The sequence below is a fragment of the Lichenibacterium dinghuense genome (assembly GCF_021730615.1).
GTDB lineage: Bacteria > Pseudomonadota > Alphaproteobacteria > Rhizobiales > Beijerinckiaceae > Lichenihabitans > Lichenihabitans dinghuensis.
The window spans coordinates 5,176,484-5,193,550 of sequence record NZ_JAJLMN010000001.1 but is presented as its reverse complement, the minus strand read 5'-3'; the positions used below and the strand labels follow the sequence as shown (position 1 = coordinate 5,193,550).

Annotated in this window: 16 protein-coding genes, 1 tRNA gene and 1 pseudogene; 8 read left to right on the top strand and 10 right to left on the bottom strand. The window is 67.0% G+C overall.

The window, feature by feature from the left end; translation table 11 throughout:
- Window positions 1–5 precede the first annotated feature (5 nt).
- The 7 genes and pseudogenes from istA to L7N97_RS24925 form a co-directional block, all read right to left on the bottom strand.
- A pseudogene (gene istA / locus L7N97_RS24950) lies at window positions 6–1,490 on the bottom strand (IS21 family transposase); the annotation flags it as partial.
- A 388-nt stretch (window positions 1,491–1,878) separates the two neighbouring features.
- Window positions 1,879–2,690, bottom strand: a protein-coding gene (locus L7N97_RS24945) for an IS5 family transposase (protein ID WP_428981027.1) whose coding sequence is annotated in 2 segments (ribosomal slippage) — window positions 1,879–2,258 and window positions 2,258–2,690 — 813 coding nt in all. Because the reading frame shifts where the segments join, the coding sequence is not laid out codon by codon here.
- Window positions 2,691–2,943: 253 nt separating this feature from the next.
- Window positions 2,944–3,795: a hypothetical protein gene (locus L7N97_RS24940; protein ID WP_237481004.1), complete on the bottom strand. Its 852-nt coding sequence runs from the start codon at window positions 3,793–3,795 to the stop codon at window positions 2,944–2,946.
- A 197-nt stretch (window positions 3,796–3,992) separates the two neighbouring features.
- Complete coding sequence (locus L7N97_RS24935; protein ID WP_237481003.1) at window positions 3,993–5,393, bottom strand: AAA family ATPase; 1,401 nt, start codon at window positions 5,391–5,393, stop codon at window positions 3,993–3,995.
- Between the two features lie 281 nt (window positions 5,394–5,674).
- Entirely contained in the window at window positions 5,675–5,902 is a 228-nt protein-coding gene (locus L7N97_RS30450) for a helix-turn-helix domain-containing protein (protein WP_342398949.1), read from the bottom strand.
- A gap of 171 nt (window positions 5,903–6,073) precedes the next feature.
- Complete coding sequence (locus L7N97_RS24930; protein ID WP_237481001.1) at window positions 6,074–6,856, bottom strand: hypothetical protein; 783 nt, start codon at window positions 6,854–6,856, stop codon at window positions 6,074–6,076.
- Between the two features lie 72 nt (window positions 6,857–6,928).
- Window positions 6,929–7,005 (bottom strand) — tRNA-Arg (locus L7N97_RS24925).
- A gap of 138 nt (window positions 7,006–7,143) precedes the next feature.
- On the opposite strand from L7N97_RS24925, the gene lepA reads away from it, so the two are divergent.
- Both lepA and L7N97_RS24915 read left to right on the top strand, forming a co-directional pair.
- The gene (gene lepA, locus L7N97_RS24920) at window positions 7,144–8,949 is read left to right on the top strand and encodes a translation elongation factor 4 (RefSeq protein ID WP_237481000.1); all 1,806 of its coding nucleotides are present in this window, start codon (window positions 7,144–7,146) and stop codon (window positions 8,947–8,949) included.
- Between the two features lie 94 nt (window positions 8,950–9,043).
- Window positions 9,044–9,613: a hypothetical protein gene (locus tag L7N97_RS24915; RefSeq protein WP_237480998.1), complete on the top strand. Its 570-nt coding sequence runs from the start codon at window positions 9,044–9,046 to the stop codon at window positions 9,611–9,613.
- 15 nt (window positions 9,614–9,628) lie between these two features.
- Here the strand turns inward: L7N97_RS24915 and L7N97_RS24910 are convergent, their stop codons facing one another.
- Entirely contained in the window at window positions 9,629–10,351 is a 723-nt protein-coding gene (locus tag L7N97_RS24910) for a GntR family transcriptional regulator (RefSeq protein WP_237480996.1), read from the bottom strand.
- 234 nt (window positions 10,352–10,585) lie between these two features.
- On the opposite strand from L7N97_RS24910, the gene L7N97_RS24905 reads away from it, so the two are divergent.
- From L7N97_RS24905 to L7N97_RS24880, 6 genes are all read left to right on the top strand, one after another.
- The gene (locus L7N97_RS24905) at window positions 10,586–11,599 is read left to right on the top strand and encodes an ABC transporter ATP-binding protein (protein ID WP_237480995.1); all 1,014 of its coding nucleotides are present in this window, start codon (window positions 10,586–10,588) and stop codon (window positions 11,597–11,599) included.
- Between the two features lie 28 nt (window positions 11,600–11,627).
- Window positions 11,628–12,920: an ABC transporter substrate-binding protein gene (locus L7N97_RS24900; protein ID WP_237480993.1), complete on the top strand. Its 1,293-nt coding sequence runs from the start codon at window positions 11,628–11,630 to the stop codon at window positions 12,918–12,920.
- A complete protein-coding gene (locus tag L7N97_RS24895) occupies window positions 12,917–13,933 on the top strand; it encodes an ABC transporter permease (protein WP_237480988.1) in 1,017 nt (338 codons plus the stop codon). Before L7N97_RS24900 ends, L7N97_RS24895 begins: the two co-directional genes overlap by 4 nt.
- Window positions 13,933–14,814: an ABC transporter permease gene (locus tag L7N97_RS24890; RefSeq protein WP_237480986.1), complete on the top strand. Its 882-nt coding sequence runs from the start codon at window positions 13,933–13,935 to the stop codon at window positions 14,812–14,814. Before L7N97_RS24895 ends, L7N97_RS24890 begins: the two co-directional genes overlap by 1 nt.
- Before the next feature lie 45 nt (window positions 14,815–14,859).
- Window positions 14,860–15,207 (top strand): hypothetical protein, encoded by a 348-nt coding sequence (locus L7N97_RS24885; protein ID WP_237480985.1) that lies wholly within the window; start codon window positions 14,860–14,862, stop codon window positions 15,205–15,207.
- Window positions 15,208–15,331: 124 nt separating this feature from the next.
- Complete coding sequence (locus tag L7N97_RS24880; protein ID WP_237480984.1) at window positions 15,332–15,604, top strand: helix-turn-helix domain-containing protein; 273 nt, start codon at window positions 15,332–15,334, stop codon at window positions 15,602–15,604.
- A gap of 3 nt (window positions 15,605–15,607) precedes the next feature.
- Here L7N97_RS24880 and L7N97_RS24875 read toward each other — a convergent pair whose 3' ends face one another.
- Window positions 15,608–16,444: a shikimate dehydrogenase gene (locus L7N97_RS24875; protein WP_237480982.1), complete on the bottom strand. Its 837-nt coding sequence runs from the start codon at window positions 16,442–16,444 to the stop codon at window positions 15,608–15,610.
- Between the two features lie 3 nt (window positions 16,445–16,447).
- Window positions 16,448–17,032, bottom strand: coding sequence for a Uma2 family endonuclease (locus L7N97_RS24870; RefSeq protein ID WP_237480980.1), 585 nt, complete (start codon window positions 17,030–17,032; stop codon window positions 16,448–16,450).
- Window positions 17,033–17,067: the final 35 nt, after the last annotated feature.

Here is a 17,067-nt window from a genome sequence, read left to right as displayed (position 1 = left end):
ATGCTCCTCAGAGTGTCATAGCGCGCGCAGTCGGCGACGGGCTCGTGCTGCAGGCGCAGCGCGTCAGGGGTATCGATGGTGATGACGCGCGCGGGTTCGCGGCGTCGGGCCAGGATGTTGAGGATGATGTCGGCCGAGTGGACGCCGGCTTCGAGCGCCTCCAGGCAGGCAGCCTCGACGGCCTCCAGCCCGTCGTCCATGGCGGCCGTCAGCAGGCCCACCATCTGGCGATCGCCATCGTCGGCGCCGGCGAGCTTGCGCCGGACGCGCTCGAAGGCGGGCGGCAGCACCAATCCTTGAACGGCGCCCCGTTACGCAGGGCGCCGGGCTTGCGGGCCAGCACCGGCACATAATGCCAGGGCTCGAATACGGTCTCGTTGCGGCCGAACCTGCGAACATGCTCGCCCACGACATGGCCGCCCTGGCGCAACTCGATCCGCTCCGCATAGGCCCGCACTTCGACGGGGCGGCCGACGGCGCTCGCCATCACCGAGTAACGGTTGTTGTCGAAGCGGATCAGGCACGTCTTGGACACCGAGACCGGCACGGCGTGGAAACCGTCGAAGGCGCCGACATAGGGCACGAGGCTCGGCCGCTCCGCCTCGAACGCCTGCCAGACCGTGATCTCCTTGTTCTCGGGATGGGGATGGCCCTTGGCGTAAGCGACGCACTGATCGAGGAGCCACCTGTTCAGCTCCTCGATGCTCTTCACGCGCAGGCGGGGCGTGAAGAAGCGCTCGCGCACCAGCCGACACGGTTCTCGACTTGGCCCTTCTCCCATCCCGACGCCGGCGTGCAGGCGACGGGATCGACGAGATAGTGAGCGCACATCTGCTGAAAACGGCGGTTATATTGTCGTTCCTTGCCGACGAGGATCGTTTCGACTGCCGTCTTCATGTTGTCGTAGATGCCGCGGCGGCAGGCGCCTCGAAGAAGGCGAAGGCCTTGTCGTGGGCGTCGAACACCATCTCCTGGCTTTCGCGCGGATAGGCCCGCGCAAACAGCATGCGGCTGTGGCAGAGCCGGACGTGGGCCACCTTGATGGTGACGGTGGTGCCGTTGATCAGCACGATCTCGTGGCTCCAGTCGAACTGGTAGGCCTCGCCCGGATCAAAGCTCAGCGGCACGTGGGCGGCGGCCGTCACCGCGACCCGCTCGCGCCGCCAGCCCCGGGCGTAGCGCCGGACAGCGTCGTAGCCGCCCGCATAGCCGCGGCCGCGCAGATCCTCGAACACGCGGATCATGGTGAGCCGCTCGCGGGCCGCCTTGCTGTCGTTGGCGGCCAGCATCTCGTCCAGATCAGCCCGCCACTGCCCGAGCTTGGGCATCGGCTGGACCTCACGCTCGTACTCGAACGCGGTGCGGCCGGTGCGCACCACCTTGCGCACGGTGTTCCGGGACACGTGCAGATCCCGGACGATCTCCTTGATGGACCGGCCTCGAATGAAGAACTCGCGCCTGATGCGCGCAATCGTGTCCACGCCTTTCATCCCCCCCACCGCCCGTCCCGCAACAAGGACGTGCAGCTTGCTCGAATTGCACTCGAGGGGGTCAAAGTTGGACGCCGATCCCCCTCACATGGGGGTCAAAATTCCACGCCTAATCACAGGTTAGAATTGCCGGTTTGTCATCGTATATATTTGTATATTCGAGAATCGGTGTCAGATTTTACTCGGCCAACGAGTACGTTATCAACTATCCTAAACCACTATCATTTCAAGATGGTGAGGATTTTAGCGAGTTCGCTAGGCAACTATTCTCTTGCGAGATCGGCAATTATAATCTCGACTTCATGCCACAAGGCGATTTCGTTCCCTACGTCAAGAGTCTCGGCATTCGCCACGGGTTTGAGGCTCATCTAAGAGTCCGTCCGGGAAGTCAGGCTGCGCAACCTATGCGACGTAGCAGCATCATGACGGACGCAGCGTAGAGGAAGGCCTTTGCGGATGCGATTGTGGCCTCCGGATCCTTCCAGAGGCGTCGATTGCGGCTGATCCAGGCGAAGAAGCGCTCAACCACCCATCGCCGGGGGTGAACCACGAAGCCGACCTGCCCGGGTGGTTTGCGGAGGATCTCGACGGCGATGAGCGTGGCGCTGTCCGGCTTGTCGCCGGCGTAGCCCGCGTCGGCGAAGGCCTTGGCGATGAAAGGATATGAACGGCGTGACTGCTTGAGCACCGGCACGGCCCCGTCGCGGTCCTGCACGTCGGCCGGCTGCGGGTCGAGCACCAGGGCGCGGCCGTCCGTGTCGACCAGGGCCGGCGCTTGCGACCCTTCACCTTCTTGCCCGCGTCGTAGCCCCGCGGACCGCCGCTCTCCGTGGTCTTCACGCTCTGGCTGTCGAGCACGGCCGCGGTGGGCGAAGCCTCTCGCCCGGCCCGCTCGCGATCCAGCATGACGAGATGGTGGTTGATGCCGGCGAACAGGCCCTCATCGCGCCACGCGCTGAAGTAGCCGTACACCGTGCTCTTCGGGGGCAGGTCCTTCGGCAACAGGCGCCAGGGAACGCCGCCCCGCAGCACATAGAAAATGCCGTTCACAATCTCCCGCAACGACCACAGCCGGGACCGTCCGAGCGGGTTGCCGGGCGGCAACAGCGGTTCGATGACGGCCCATTCGGCGTCGGTCAGATCGGTTGAGTAGCGGAGTTCGGAGCGGCTATGCTGCTCGCGGGTGGCCGGGGTCCACATGGCGGTTCCAGATCAGGTTTCAGCACCCTCCTGGAATCATCTCAGCCCCGGCCACTCAACCCCACGTGCCCTTATCGGACGGACACTAAGTGAGGTATAAAATCGAAGGGCTTCCACAATGCCGCCGCTCGCGAGATCACCACCGCGTTGTCGGCATCGTGCCCCAGCTACCATCGTACAACGGCATGGCGGGCTTCGTGAAAGCACGCGAAGCGGCGGCGGCCCTCGCCGACTTGGACCATGAACTTTTTCCTCACTCGACGAAAACGCGCTCGGATATCCGGAGCAGCATGGGGTCGAGGATCGGGCAGACCCGGCCAGTCTTTTCCGCATAGAAGGTTGCAAAATCGTCGTAGGTGTTCCGGCCGTCGCGGTGCCGCGCAGTGAACTCGTCGTGGAGCGTGCGGGTGAGGCAGACGCCGTTCTGGAGCAAGAGGCGGAACTCCGGGTAGGCAGCGTGCCCGTACAGGTGATGGGGCGCCCGTCCGATGCGTCCCGTGATGACGCACCTCATGTCGTGGACACGAAGGACAGCGACCTCCCACGCTTTGGAACGGTCGTTCTCCCGCTCTTCGGGTGACCGCTCGTCGTTCCAGCGGTGATGGGCCGCCCCGCGCGGCCGAGCCGCCTTCTGGCACGAAGGGCACCGCGGGAGCTGCCCGTTTCGGAGGGCGGCCGGCATGATCGAGTGGCGTGCGCCACCGCACTCGCGGCCGGGGCACATGAAGATGATCGGCGTCCTGGCGCCCCCGTACTCGGACAGCGGCGTGACGCCGTGCTGGGCAAGGAGCGTCCGATACTTCTCGGCGATGACCCCGTCCCGGTCGGTCGGCGGTGCCGCCTTCGGCGCCGCGGGAGTCGACGGCGTACGGCGGTTCCCCAACATCCGGCCCTGGCGAGCCAGCGTCCTGCACTCGGGGCACCGCGGGGCCACGCCCTGGTGGTGGAGCGCGCGGAAGGTGGTCTCTCCCGGCCGCCGGTCGGGGCACGAGCACAGGAAGGTCAGGCGTTGGCTCGGGCCGGTGTAGCTTGTGAACGTCGGCTCCGCGCCGTGGGCACGGAACTCGGCGATGACGGCCGCGGTGCTAAAGTGGGTGTTCGGCATGGGTGGATCGACGGGCTCGCGCGAGGGGGCTTAGAGTTACGGATCTCGTTTGTCTTTTGATGAAATACTCTTCTTCGCGGTCGAGCACAGGCAGTGTACCTCGCCGCGAAAGCTGAGTCGAAACAGGTATTTATGCCTTGCCGAGGTCCAGCACGAGGTTCGTCTGAATGCGGGGGCCTTGTGCTGGACCTCGTGCGTCACACGCCCCTGTCGACGACGCGCAACACCTTGGTCGAATGGCGGGTGTCCTTCCGCACCTCCTCAATCTCGCCCTTCAGGAGAGCATCAGCCATCACCGCCTCGAACTCGGCCGGCGATGCTCCTAATCCCTCAGCCTCAGACGTGCCGGCTGCGAAGCGCGGCGCGTAAGACTCCGCCTGCTTGTGCACGGACAGCTTCTTCGGATGGTTGTCGATGACGTCGAAGAGGATGGCGCGGAGACGTTCGCCGCGCTCCCTCGCGTCGATCAACGCGTTCGCGCGCGCGGTAGGCTCAACCGTGGTACTGCGGACGCGCCAAAAGCCACTCAGGGTCTTCTCAAGAAGGATAGGGGACGGTTCCGGTCCGCAGTTCAACTTGATCGAGGTCAAGGTCGCCTGCGTGCCGTTCTTGGGACTCCTGATGAGATGGAAGACCGAGCGACCTTGATTCACAAACTCCGAGGATCCCGCCGTCTTTCCATGATTGTTGACATGCGTAGAAGCTACGATCGCGATGTTCTGTCGATCGGCAAGCCCCTGGAGCGCGGAAAGAAAATGTCTGACGTTCTCACCCTTGTCGACATCACCAGCAATAACCCGCTTGATGGTGTCGATGACCAAAAGCCTCACACCGCCGACCGCTTCGATCTTGCGTTCGAGGTCAAAGAAATTCGGAGTAGGCCCCTTGTCCCAAAGCACGCGCCGGTCTTCGGCCCCTGGATCGTAATCTCGCGTTTCGAACAACAGATTTCCGCTCTCGTCGAGACGGTCGAGGTCCGTCGACGTCTCCTCGAACAGCGTACCAAGACGACCACGAAGGTGTGCCGATGAGTCTTCGTGGAATAAGCCTACGACGACGCCACTCCCGACAGGAAGACCGAAGAAAGGCTGGCCTGAAGCGACAGACAGAAGCATCTGAGTCAAGAGGGTCGTTTTACCAATACCCGCCTCAGCAGCGAAAATGCAAACTTCCTTGCGGGGAACCAAGCCGGGAATTACCCAATCCGGTTCACGAGGCCCTCCGTACATGAACGCCTTCACGCTTGACGTTGGAAAACCGTAGCCGGCCTCGGCGCGCCGATCGGCCTCGTAGTTCTTGCGATGCTCGATGAGGAAGTCACTGACCCCGTCACCCTCCGGCCGATGCCACGACCGTTCGAGGTCGAGCGTCGGAGGCATGGTGATCGTGTCCTCCCGCCTCCCAAGGTAGACCGTCTCCGGCCGAGGCTTGCAGATCAGATCCCTGAACGACGAAGCCGTTCCGGAGTCGGAACGCGCGCTCGTCGGATGCGAGGGGGGCGCTGATCTCGCCTCCAAGGGACGTTCATCGAGCCCGTCGAGACTCGACCCTTCCAACTCGGTCAGATCACGGCCGAGGTCAAAATCGTTGCTGTCCATGTCTATAGGCTCGCTTGTTTGGCGGCGAGCGGGCGCGTGCGGACTTCATCGGCGGGGCCGATTTCGACTTCTAGCTTGCGGAGTCGAGGACGAAGAGCTATGAGAGAGGCACAACACTGTCTCAGTAACGGCTTCGGCCGCACGCGCCCACCTCGGCAAAGGTGGGCGTCGTCGTAGATGTGGTAGTTGGCTTCACTCGTCAGATACAGGCCGGGCGTGCCGACGACTTCGAAGGCGGCGGACACGGCTCGACGTTGATGTCGGTGACGGGCCGAGTGTCCTCACGCCCGACGGCGAGGCCTGAGCGGCAGGCCCGCGGGCCGGCTCGTAGGCTCTGACGTACTCCGATACCGGTGAGACTGCGCCCATTCCATGAGGTCGTCGGGATGGTAGAGCACGCGGCGGCCGAGCCGGATGAAGACGGGGCCAGTGCCGTCCGCGCGATGGCGGGCGAGCGTCCGTGGCGCGAGCCTCAAGGACGAAGCCGCCTCGACATGGTCGAGGAGCATGTCCGAACTCGCTCGGGCCGGCGGCGAAGTGTGCGGGGTAGAAAGCGCTTCCATGGGTCTGCTCCTGGATGCCGCGCTCACGGCATCTCCTTGCACCCAAGAAAAGCTTTCCCGTAGTGGGTTGGAAGGTTCTTAGCCTTCGAGGCTGGGCCTCAGGGCCTACGAGGCCGACTACGAGTTGGTTCGCAGCGCCTTCTTTGGACCCATGAACTGCCTACCGTTGTGGGGCTTGGCTGGATCTGGTAAGCGGCTATCGTTCCTCCGGGCCTCCGCCGGATCGAGATCGACGGGGTCCGGGTCTGAGAAGTCCATCTCAGGGTCATAACCACGGTTCGCGAACTGCGGGTGGTTCATGGCTCTCGCCAACTGCATGGCCATCGCTGGGCTGATATTCAGACCCTTCCACCTCGGCTCCTTGGCGATCTCCAGGATCGCATCCCTCATCGCCTCGATCCCGAAAAGGTAGTCGGCCGAAAGGTCGAGGCGATCGGAGATTGCCAGCGCGAGCCGGATGTATGGTGGCACGTACCTCTGAGGCGGCCTCGGGGGCTGAGACGACGCCGCAGCCTCGCCGCCTCCCACCCTCATCACCGCATCGAACGCGTCCCTGTCGACCACGAGGCGGCCCGGCTCGATGCCGAATTCCGGCCGCGTCGGGAAGGCGTTCGTCCCCCATGCGATGGCTTGCCACACCGTGTCGTCCCTGAAAGCAGCCGGATGCACATCCACCGGGGGCTTGGTCGTGGTGATGAGCACGGCCGTGATGTCGCCGAGCACGAGCGCGTCCCGGACAGGCCCGCCGCGCTCCATCAACGCGAAGGCCGTGGGCGAGACCGTCGCGGCGTCGGGCAGGCGGGCGCAGAAACGTTCGATGGCGTCGAGGAGGTCGATCTCGCCCGGGGCGGCATACCTCGGCGGGACCTTCATGGAGCTGTCTGCGACGCCGTCGGCCATGTTCTCGGTAGCCCCGTGGTAGCCCGCCCCCGGCGGCCCGCGAGGCCCGAAGGCCTAAGTCGTTGAAAAGACTGGCGCACCCGTCAGGATTCGAACCTGAGACCTCTGCCTTCGGAGGGCAGCGCTCTATCCAGCTGAGCTACGGGTGCGTGTCGCCTCGGACGAATCAGGAGTAGCGCATCGCCGCCCGGCCCGCAAGGCGCCGCGCCCGCCGAAACGCGTCGGCGATGACGGCCCGTCGCGGCCCCGCCCTGTGCAAATCCCACCCGCCCTGCTAGGACGCGCGCATGACCGCGAAGACGCTCGACAACATCCGCAATTTCTCGATCGTGGCCCACATCGACCACGGCAAGTCGACGCTCGCCGACCGGCTGATCCAGCACACCGGCACGGTCGCGCTGCGCGACATGTCCGAGCAGATGCTCGACTCGATGGACATCGAGCGCGAGCGCGGCATCACCATCAAGGCGCAGACCGTGCGGCTCGACTACGTCGCGGCCGATGGCAAGCTCTACGTGCTCAACCTGATGGACACGCCCGGCCACGTCGACTTCGCCTACGAGGTGTCGCGCTCGCTCGCGGCCTGCGAGGGCTCGCTGCTCGTCGTCGACGCCTCGCAGGGCGTCGAGGCGCAAACGCTGGCCAACGTGTACCAGGCGCTCGACGCCGGCCACGAGATCGTGCCGGTGCTGAACAAGATCGACCTGCCGGCCGCCGAGCCCGAGCGCATTCGCCAGCAAATCGAGGACGTGATCGGCCTCGACGCCTCCGAGGCCGTCGAGATCTCGGCCAAGACCGGGATCAACATCGAGGGCGTGCTCGAAGCCATCGTGGCCAAGCTGCCGCCGCCCAAGGGCGACGCCGAGGCGCCGCTGAAAGCCCTGCTCGTCGACAGCTGGTACGACGCCTACCTCGGCGTGGTCGTGCTGGTGCGGGTCATCGACGGGACGCTGAAGAAGGGCGCCCGCATCCAGACCATGGCGACCGGCGCCCACTACGAGGTCGACCGCATCGGCGTGTTCAAGCCCAAGATGACGGGCGTCGAGCGGCTCGGCCCCGGCGAGGTCGGCTTCATCACGGCGCAGATCAAGGACGTGGCCGACACCCGCGTCGGCGACACGATCACGGACGAGCGCAAGCCCACCGCCGAGGCCCTGCCCGGCTTCAAGCCCGCGCAGCCCGTGGTGTTCTGCGGCCTGTTCCCGGTCGACGCGGCCGACTTCGACGACCTGCGCGCCGCCATGGGGCGCCTGCGCCTCAACGACGCGAGCTTCTCTTTCGAGATGGAGTCCTCCGCCGCTCTGGGCTTCGGCTTCCGCTGCGGCTTCCTGGGGCTTCTCCACCTCGAGATCATCCAGGAGCGGCTCGAGCGCGAGTTCAACCTCGACCTCATCGCGACCGCGCCCTCAGTCGTCTACCAGATCGGCCTGCGCGACGGCACGAGCATCGATCTCCACAACCCGGCCGACATGCCGGACGTGATGAAGATCGAGGAGATCCGCGAGCCCTGGATCCAGGCCAAGATCCTCACGCCGGACGACTACCTCGGCGGCATCCTCAAGCTCTGCCAGGACCGGCGCGGCATCCAGACCGACCTCAGCTACGTCGGCTCGCGCGCCATGCTGACCTACGAGCTGCCGCTGAACGAGGTCGTGTTCGACTTCTACGACCGGCTGAAGTCGATCTCGAAGGGCTACGCCTCGTTCGACTACCACATCACCGACTACAAGGCCGGCGACCTTGTGAAGATGCAGGTGCTGGTCAACGCCGAGCCGGTGGACGCGCTGTCGATGCTGGTCCATCGCGACCGCGCCGAGGCGCGGGGCCGCGCCATGGTGGACAAGCTGAAGGACCTGATCCCGCAGCACATGTTCCAGATCCCCGTGCAGGCGGCGATCGGCGGCAAGATCATCGCCCGCGAGACCATCCGCGCCTTGCGCAAGGACGTCACGGCCAAGTGCTACGGCGGCGACGTGTCCCGCAAGCGCAAGCTGCTGGAGAAGCAGAAGGCCGGCAAGAAGAAGATGCGCCAGTTCGGCAAGGTCGAGATCCCGCAGGCGGCCTTCATCGCCGCCCTGAAGATGGACGCCTGAGCGCCCGGCCAGGAATCGTTAAGGTTCGATCCATATCTAGGGCGCAGGTCGGGGAGCCGGCCCCGCGCGGCGCATCTCGGACGGACTTCAGGCGATGAAAGCTGCCGCTGCCCTCCTCGCTCTCGGCCTCGCGGTCGCGCCCTCGGTCGCGCGGGCCGCGCCGAAGCCGGCGGCCGCTCCGGTGGCGGGCCTGGGCTGCGAGGCCTTCATGAAGGAATTTCCGGCCGACGCCGCGGGCTACCGCGTGTCCTTCGAGCGGCCGCTCACCATCGCGCGCGGCTTCGGCGACATGATGAGCGGCATCGACGTGCGCGTGGTGTCGAGCGACACCAAGGTCGACGGCACTCTGAAGTGCAAGGACGACCGCTTCCTGCGCTTCGAGCTCCGCGCCACCCTGCCCGCGGACGCCAAGATCCTCGGCGACCTCGACAAGTTCGAGATTGCGGCCCTGATGGCGGCGTTCCGCTGGGACCGCGCCAAAGCCGAGACGGTGGAGCGGGCCATGACGGCCGACGCCGGGGAATACCTCCGCGCCTCGGTCGAGCGCGGCGATCTCTACAACTCCGGCAAGGTCGAGTACCATCAGGCGGACCGCATGGACCTCGGCCTAATCTGGACGCAGGCCGACCACACCTTCGTGATCTCGGCCCAATCGGAGGACTGACGGCGCGCGCGGGGGTCAGCGCCTGAGCGCCTCCGCCAGGGACACCGGAACCCGGCGGGCGCGGCCGAGGTCGAGGTCCGACTCGATCTCGCGCAAGTGCTCGGTCATCAGGCGCACGGCCCGGCCCGCGTCCCTGTCGCGCAGCGCGGCCACGAGGCCGAGATGGTCGTGGTCGCCGCAGTCCGACCGGCCGCGGTGCCCGTAGAGCGCGATCACCAGCGACGACCGCGCGACCAGCTCGGCCAGGAAGGCCTCGAGCACGGGCTGCTCGGCCAGGCGGGCGAGCGCGACGTGGAACTCACCGGACAGGCGGATGGCCCGGCCCCTGTCACCCTCCGCCAGCGCCGCCCGACCCTCGGCCGTGAGGCGGTCCAGCATGGCCCAGCCGTCCGGCCCGGCCCGCTCCGCGGCGCGGGCCGCCGTCGCGGCCTCGACCACGCGCCGCGCGTCGAACAGGTCGCGCGCGTCCTGCGGCGAGGGCGACGCCACCGCGGCGCCTCGGTTGCGCGCCAGCATCACGACGCCGTCGCCGGCGAGCGCCTGGAGGGCGCCGCGCACCAGCGTGCGGCTGACCGCGAAATGCGCCGCGAGTTGGTCCTCGGGCAGCTTGGTGCCGGGCGGCAGCCGCTGCTCGACGACGGCGAGCAGGATAGCGGCGTGGATCTCCGCCGCGCGGTCGGCCGGCTCGGCGGTCCGCCCGTGGAAGCCCCGCGCTTCCTCTGCTCCGTTCAGGCTCACACCGGTCTCCGACTCCTCCGGCTTCGAAGAAGCATGTTTCTTGCCGCCCTTGGCGGGCGGGCGCCGGAGCGGGAGAACCCTGGATCGTATACGATCTGCACCGCGATTGAGCACGATTGCGGCCGCAAGCCCGCGTTTTGAGCGCCCGGAGCGGTCGCAGAAAAAAGTTCCATCGCGCGACGGGCTGGCACGCGTGTTGCAGGAAATGTCCGACGACGCGATCGGGACCACGCCATGCGACAGCCGGACCTGGAGCTGATCCACCTCACCAAGCGCTACGGCGACACGGTGGCGGTGGACGGCATCGACCTGAAGATCGCGGCCGGCTCCTATTGCTGCCTGCTCGGCCCCTCCGGCTGCGGCAAGACGTCGACGCTCCGCATGATCGCCGGCCACGAGGCGGCGAGCGCGGGCGACATCGTCTTCGGCGCGCACAACATCACCGACCTCGCGCCCGCCCAGCGCGGCACGGCCATGATGTTCCAGAGCTACGCGCTGTTCCCGCACCTCGACTGCGTCGACAACGTCGCCTTCTCGCTCAAGATGAAGGGCGTCGACAAGGCGACGCGGCGCGCCCGCGCGGCCGAGATGCTCGACCTCGTCGCCATGGGCCGCTACGGCGGGCGCCTGCCCGCCCAGCTCTCGGGCGGCCAGCAGCAGCGCGTGGCGCTGGCCCGCGCGCTGATCACCGAGCCGCAGATCGTGCTGCTCGACGAGCCGCTGTCGGCGCTCGACCCGTTCCTGCGCACCAAGATGCGGGTCGAGCTCAAGGCGCTGCAGCGCCGGCTCGGCATCATCTTCGTCCACGTCACCCATAGCCAGGACGAGGCCATGGCGCTGGCCGACCTCGCCGTGATCATGAAGGACGGGCGCATCGAGCAGGCCGGCACGCCGCGCGAGCTGTTCAACGCGCCGCTCACGGCTTTCGTGGCGCGCTTCATCGGCGGCCACAATGTGCTGCAGGGCTCGGCCGGCGCCTTCGCGGTGCGGGCCGACCGGCTGCACCTGAGCCGCCCCGGCGCCAACCTCAACGTGCCGCCGACCGGCCGCGACGCCGGGCTCGATGCCGTGGTCCGCAGCGTCGAGTACCAGGGCACCTTCGTGCAGCTGACGCTCGACGGCGCCGGATCCGAGATCACCGCGACGCTCGACGAGCCCACCTTCGACGCCACGCCGTTCCAGCCCGGCGACGCCGTCGCGGTGTCGTGGAACGCGGGCGACGTCCACCCGCTCGCCGCCGCGGCGTAGTCCAGAAGCCACCCTGAGGAGAACCACCGTGACACAGGACATCAGGCCGACCGTGAAGCTGTCGCGCCGCACGCTGCTGCGGGGCTCCGCGGCGGTGGCCGGCGTCGCCGCCGGCTCGGGCGCGATCACGGGCTTCCCGGCCGTGTGGTCGGCGGAGCCGAAGGTGCTGCGCTACCTCGGCACCGCCGTGAACCAGTCGGCCGACATCGCCAAGAAGGTGAAGGAGGACACCGGCATCACCATCGAATACGTCGCCGTCACCACCGACGACGTGACCAAGCGCGTGATCACGCAGCCGAACTCCTACGACATCGTCGACACGGAATATTTCTCGCTGAAGAAGCTGGTCCCCGCCGGCAATCTCAAAGCCATGAACGGCAAGAGGATCAAGGAATACGGCAACATCACGCCCGTCATCACCAAGTGCGAGCTGCCGGATGGGCAGAAGATCGGCGACCAGGGCACCGCGCCCAAGAAGGTGATGTTCCTCGAAGGCGAGAAGTCGACCAAGTTCGCCCCCGAGGTGACCGAGTGGGCGACGCTGATCCCGACCGTCTACAACGCCGACACGCTCGGCATCCGGCCCGACCTGATCAAGACCAAGGTCGACAGCTGGGCGCAGCTCCTGAACCCCGAGTTCAAGGGCAAGGCCGCCATCCTGAACATCCCGTCGATCGGCATCATGGACGCCGCCATGGTGGTCGAGGCCACCGGCCAGTACAAGTACCCCGACAAGGGCAACATGACGAAGCCCGAGATCGACATGACCATGAAGGTGCTGACGGAGGCCAAGAAGAACGGCCAGTTCCGCGCCTTCTGGAAGGACTTCAACGAGTCGGTCAACCTGATGGCCTCGGGCGAGACGGTGATCCAGTCGATGTGGTCGCCGGCCGTGACGGCGGTGAAGTCGAAGGGCATCCCCTGCGTGTTCCAGCCGCTGAAGGAGGGCTATCGTTCCTGGGCCTCGGGCTTCGCCGTGTCGAAGGGCGTGACCGGCATGAAGGAGGACGTGGCCTACGAATTCGTGAACTGGTTCCTGTCCGGCTGGGCCGGCGCCTACCTCAACCGCCAGGGCTATTATTCGGCGGTGCTGCCCACCGCCAAGGCCGCCATGGAGCCCTACGAGTGGGCCTACTGGATGGAGGGCAAGCCCGCCGAGAAGGACATCCATGCGCCCGACGGCACGCTGCTCGACAAGGCCGGCAACGTGCGCGACGGCGGCTCGTTCGACGACCGCATGGGCAAGGTGGCGTGCTGGAACGCCATCATGGACGAGAACGACTACATGGTCCGCAAGTGGAACGAGTTCATCGCGGCATGACCGACCTCGCCCGGCCGTCCAGCGCGGGGGCGGCTTCCGCCGCGTGCCCCCCGCCCGCCTTGGGCGGCGCCCCGGCGGCGACCGCCCTCGCCGCCACCGACGCGGCGGCGGCGCCCCGCGCGGCCCGGCCGCGCGGCCGGCACGGCTGGGCGCCCCCGGCATGGCTGCAGGCCCTGCCCATGGGCCTCGTCTTCGCGCTGTTCTTCGTGCTGCCGCTCGCCCTCGTGGCGGTGGTGAGCCTGATGGACTACAATGACTACGAGATCGTTCCGTCCTTCACGCTGCGGTCCTACACGGAAACCTTCGAGGGCTGCTACGACCAGCTGCCCGGCCTCTGCACCATCCTGAAGACCTACTGGACCACGGTGGAGCTGTGCTTCACCGTCTGGCTGCTCACGCTCGTGATCGGCTTCACGATCTCGTATTTCCTGGCCTTCCACGTCCGCACGGTCCTGATGCAGACCGTGCTGGCGCTGCTCTGCACCGTGCCGTTCTGGACCTCCAACGTCATCCGCATGATCTCGTGGATCCCGCTGCTCGGGCGCAACGGGCTGGTCAACCAGGCGCTGATCGGCGCGGGGGTGGTCGACGTACCGGTGGAATGGCTGCTCTATTCCAAGTTCTCCGTGGTGCTGGCCTTCGTGCACCTGTTCACCTTCTTCATGGTGATCCCGATCTTCAACTCGATGGTGCGGATCGACAAGCGCCTGATCGAGGCCGCCTACGACGCCGGCGCGTCCGGCTGGCAGACGCTGTGGAACGTGGTGATCCCGCTGTGCAGGCCGGGCATCGTCATCGGCTCGATCTTCGTCGTCACCATCGTGATGGGCGACTTCGTCACCGTGGGCGTGATGGGCGGCCAGCAGATCGCCTCGGCGGGCAAGATCATCGAGACGCGCCTCAACGCCCTCCAGTTCCCGCCCGCCGCCGCCAACGCCGTGATCCTGCTGGCCGCGACGCTGCTCATCATCACCGCCCTGACCAAGGTGGTCGACATCCGCAAGGAGCTGTGATGCGGGAAGGACGCTCGCTCGCCTTCTACCTGCTGGCCGGCTTCTTCGGCCTATACGTGCTGTTCCTGTACGGGCCGATGATCGTGATCTTCGTGCTGTCGTTCCAGGGCCCCCAGGGCGGCATGACCTTCCCGCTGAACGGCCTGTCGACCCACTGGTTCGGCAAGCTGTGGGAGGGCGGCGGCATCGTCGACATCGGCGCCGCGTTCTGGCGCTCTCTGGAGCTCGGCGCCGTCGTCACGGTGCTCACGGTAGTGCTCTCGACTCTGGCGGGCCTCGCCTATCGCCGCAGGTTCGTCGGCCAGAACGTGCTGTTCTTCACCGCCATCGCCAGCCTGATCGTGCCCTCGATCGTCACCTCGCTCGGCATCGCGCTGCTGTTCCGGCTGATCGACGCCGCCGTGAAGGCCGGGCCGGACTGGCTGAACGAGAGCTACACGACAGGCGCCGGCCTCTTCACCTCCGGCCTCGCGGCGCACCTCACCTGGACGCTGCCCTTCGGGCTGCTCATCATGTTCGCCATCTTCAACCGCTTCGACGGGCGGCTGGAGGAGGCGGCGCGCGACCTCGGCGCCACGCCCTGGAAAAGCTTTCGCCACGTCGTGCTGCCGCTGATCCTCCCCGCCCTGATCGGCGTGGCGCTGTTCGGCTTCACCCTGTCGTGGGACGAGATCGCGCGCTCCAGCCAAGCGATCGGGTCCGACAACACCCTGCCGCTGCAGCTCCAGGCGCTGACCACAACCGTGACGACGCCGATGATCTACGCGCTCGGCACCACGACGACGGGCGTGAGCTTCGTGGTGATCGCGCTGGCCCTGCTCGGCATCGCGCTGCTCCGCGCGCGGCAGAACCGGCACGGTTCGGACGCCGGCAAGGCGTGAGGGCGGCGCCAGCGCTCCATTGCGGCCCGATGACCGGGGATTAAGATGGGGTGGAGCGAGGACGTCGCGATCGACCTCGTCGACGATCTCTCCGGAGAGGGCATCACGACGCTGCTGATCCGTACCCCCGCGGGTTTGATCATGGCGATGGGCTCCCCCAGGCGCGAGGGATCGAGGCTCACGGTAGACGGCGCGCACATTCAAGGGTTCGGCATCGGCGCGAACAGCGTCGGACCGGCGAACCTCAGGGTGCTCGCAGACCTCGTGATGGAGAGACTGGGCTATGACGAGCTCGTCATACGAGGAGCGATTCGAACATCTGGAGCGGTCCCGGGCCGTCGACCCGGTGACCTCCGGTTTGCCCGCCGTGATCGCTCTGCGGACAGACCCTGACCTCCGTGGCCTGTTGACCATCTCGGCCATGATCGCGCTCGTGAGGCGACACGTCCCCCTTCCAGTTGCGAAGCGAGCCGTTGAGGAAGCGGTCGAGACAGGGCGATCGGTCCTCAGAGTCCCGATGCTGGACGACGCGCGCGCGCTCGGCGAAGAACTCTTGGCTGCGGGCCTGCGCGTCGCCGTCATGGAGCCCGATGAAGACGTGAGGGCTGTGCGCGAAAGCCTCGGACTCACACGCGGCGAGTTCGCCATCCGCTATGGCCTTGAGGTTGATGCCCTGGAAGCCTGGGAGGACGGCCGTGACGAACCGAGCAGAGCCGTGCGCAGCTACCTCAAGGTGATCCGACGTCTCCCGTCAGAAGCCAGCGCGGCCCTGGAGAGTGCGCCAGGCTGACCGCTATCGAGCGCCCCGCACATCCGCCTCGACCAGCGCGCGCAGCTCCGGCGTCACCTCCGGCCGCACGCCGAACCAGCGCTCGAAGCCCGGCACGGCCTGGTGCAGCAGCATGCCGAGGCCGCCGACGGCGCGCAGCCCCCGCGCCCGCGCGGCCGCGAGCAGCGGCGTCTCCAGCGGCGTGTAGACGATGTCAGCCACGAGCGCGTCGCGCTTGCAGCCCGACAGGTCGACGGCGAGTGGCGGCTGGCCCGCCATGCCTAGGGTCGTCGTGTTGACCACGAGGTCGGCGGCGCGCAGCAGCGGCGGCAGCTCGTCCCAGGCGTAGGCCCACACCTCGCCCTCGTGCTCCTCGGCGAGCTCGGCGGCGCGCAGGAAGGTGCGGTTGGCGACCGCCACCTCGAAGCCGCGCTCGAGCAGCCCGTGCACCACGGCCCGCGCGGCCCCGCCGGCGCCGAGCACCACCGCCGAGGCGCCGCGCCCGTCCCAGCCCGGCGCCTCGTCGTCGAGGCTCAGCACGAAGCCTTCCGCGTCCGTGTTGCCGGCCACGAGGTCGCCGTCGTCGAACCACAGCGTGTTGGCGGCGCCGATGGCGTCGGCCGCCTCGTCCACCGCGTCGGCCAGCTCCAGCACGCGGCCCTTGTGCGGCACCGTGACGTTGCCGCCGACGAAGCCCGACGCTCGCAGCCCGGCCACGAACGCGTCGAGATCCTCCGGCGCGACGGCGATCTTCTCGTAGGAGCCGGTCAGGCCGTGGCGCTTCAGCCAATGGCCGTGGATCAGGGGCGAGCGGGAATGGCTGATCGGGTGGCCGATCACGAAGGCGCGGGGGGCGGTCATGCCTCAGGGCTTGAGCACGTCGCGATAGATCTCGGCAAGGGGGATGGACAGGTCGAGTGAGGACAGGTGGAGCGTGGCGTCGAGACCCTCGATCAGGCGCTGGGAGAACCAGGCCTCGCCGGCGCGGTCGAACACCTCGATCACGGGCTTGTCCCGCTCGACGAGGACGTAGTGCTGGAGCGATGCGAGCTTCTGGTACACGCGCCACTTCTCGACGCGGTCCCGCCCGACGCTGCCGTACGACATCACTTCGACGAGGATCGTGGGATCGTTCAGCGACGTCGCGCCGGGGACCATCGGGCCGCAGCGCACGATGACGTTGGGGAGCAGCGACGAGTCGAGTTCGTCCTCCTTGAGTCGGAAGGATTCGGTGAAGACGCGGCAGGGTGACCCACTCTCGCGCAAATGGCGGCTCAGAGCGAAGTTCATGTTCTGTACTATGAAATGATGCTCCCAGCGCGCGCCCGTCATCATCTTGACGACGCGCCCTCCGATCAGCTCCCATTTCTCGTCGCGCGGCTTGTCGGCGAGCAGCTCCTCGAAGTCGTCGAGGCTCATGTAGTCGAACTGGTCGTTCAGGCGTGACATCGGCGTCGCCCTCCGGCCCCGCGCGGGCCTGTCGC

What these genes read in the sequence shown, in the direction of transcription:
- L7N97_RS24885 (WP_237480985.1), top strand. Translation starts at nt 14,860, where the DNA reads ATGGGGTGGAGCGAGGACGTCGCGATCGACCTCGTCGACGATCTCTCC.
- L7N97_RS24895 (WP_237480988.1), top strand. Translation starts at nt 12,917, where the DNA reads ATGACCGACCTCGCCCGGCCGTCCAGCGCGGGGGCGGCTTCCGCCGCG.
- L7N97_RS24870 (WP_237480980.1), bottom strand. Translation starts at nt 17,032, where the DNA reads ATGTCACGCCTGAACGACCAGTTCGACTACATGAGCCTCGACGACTTC.
- L7N97_RS24875 (WP_237480982.1), bottom strand. Translation starts at nt 16,444, where the DNA reads ATGACCGCCCCCCGCGCCTTCGTGATCGGCCACCCGATCAGCCATTCC.
- L7N97_RS24890 (WP_237480986.1), top strand. Translation starts at nt 13,933, where the DNA reads ATGCGGGAAGGACGCTCGCTCGCCTTCTACCTGCTGGCCGGCTTCTTC.
- L7N97_RS24880 (WP_237480984.1), top strand. Translation starts at nt 15,332, where the DNA reads ATGCTGGACGACGCGCGCGCGCTCGGCGAAGAACTCTTGGCTGCGGGC.
- lepA (WP_237481000.1), top strand. Translation starts at nt 7,144, where the DNA reads ATGACCGCGAAGACGCTCGACAACATCCGCAATTTCTCGATCGTGGCC.
- L7N97_RS24915 (WP_237480998.1), top strand. Translation starts at nt 9,044, where the DNA reads ATGAAAGCTGCCGCTGCCCTCCTCGCTCTCGGCCTCGCGGTCGCGCCC.
- L7N97_RS24930 (WP_237481001.1), bottom strand. Translation starts at nt 6,856, where the DNA reads ATGGCCGACGGCGTCGCAGACAGCTCCATGAAGGTCCCGCCGAGGTAT.
- L7N97_RS24940 (WP_237481004.1), bottom strand. Translation starts at nt 3,795, where the DNA reads ATGCCGAACACCCACTTTAGCACCGCGGCCGTCATCGCCGAGTTCCGT.
- L7N97_RS24905 (WP_237480995.1), top strand. Translation starts at nt 10,586, where the DNA reads ATGCGACAGCCGGACCTGGAGCTGATCCACCTCACCAAGCGCTACGGC.
- L7N97_RS30450 (WP_342398949.1), bottom strand. Translation starts at nt 5,902, where the DNA reads ATGCTCCTCGACCATGTCGAGGCGGCTTCGTCCTTGAGGCTCGCGCCA.
- L7N97_RS24935 (WP_237481003.1), bottom strand. Translation starts at nt 5,393, where the DNA reads ATGGACAGCAACGATTTTGACCTCGGCCGTGATCTGACCGAGTTGGAA.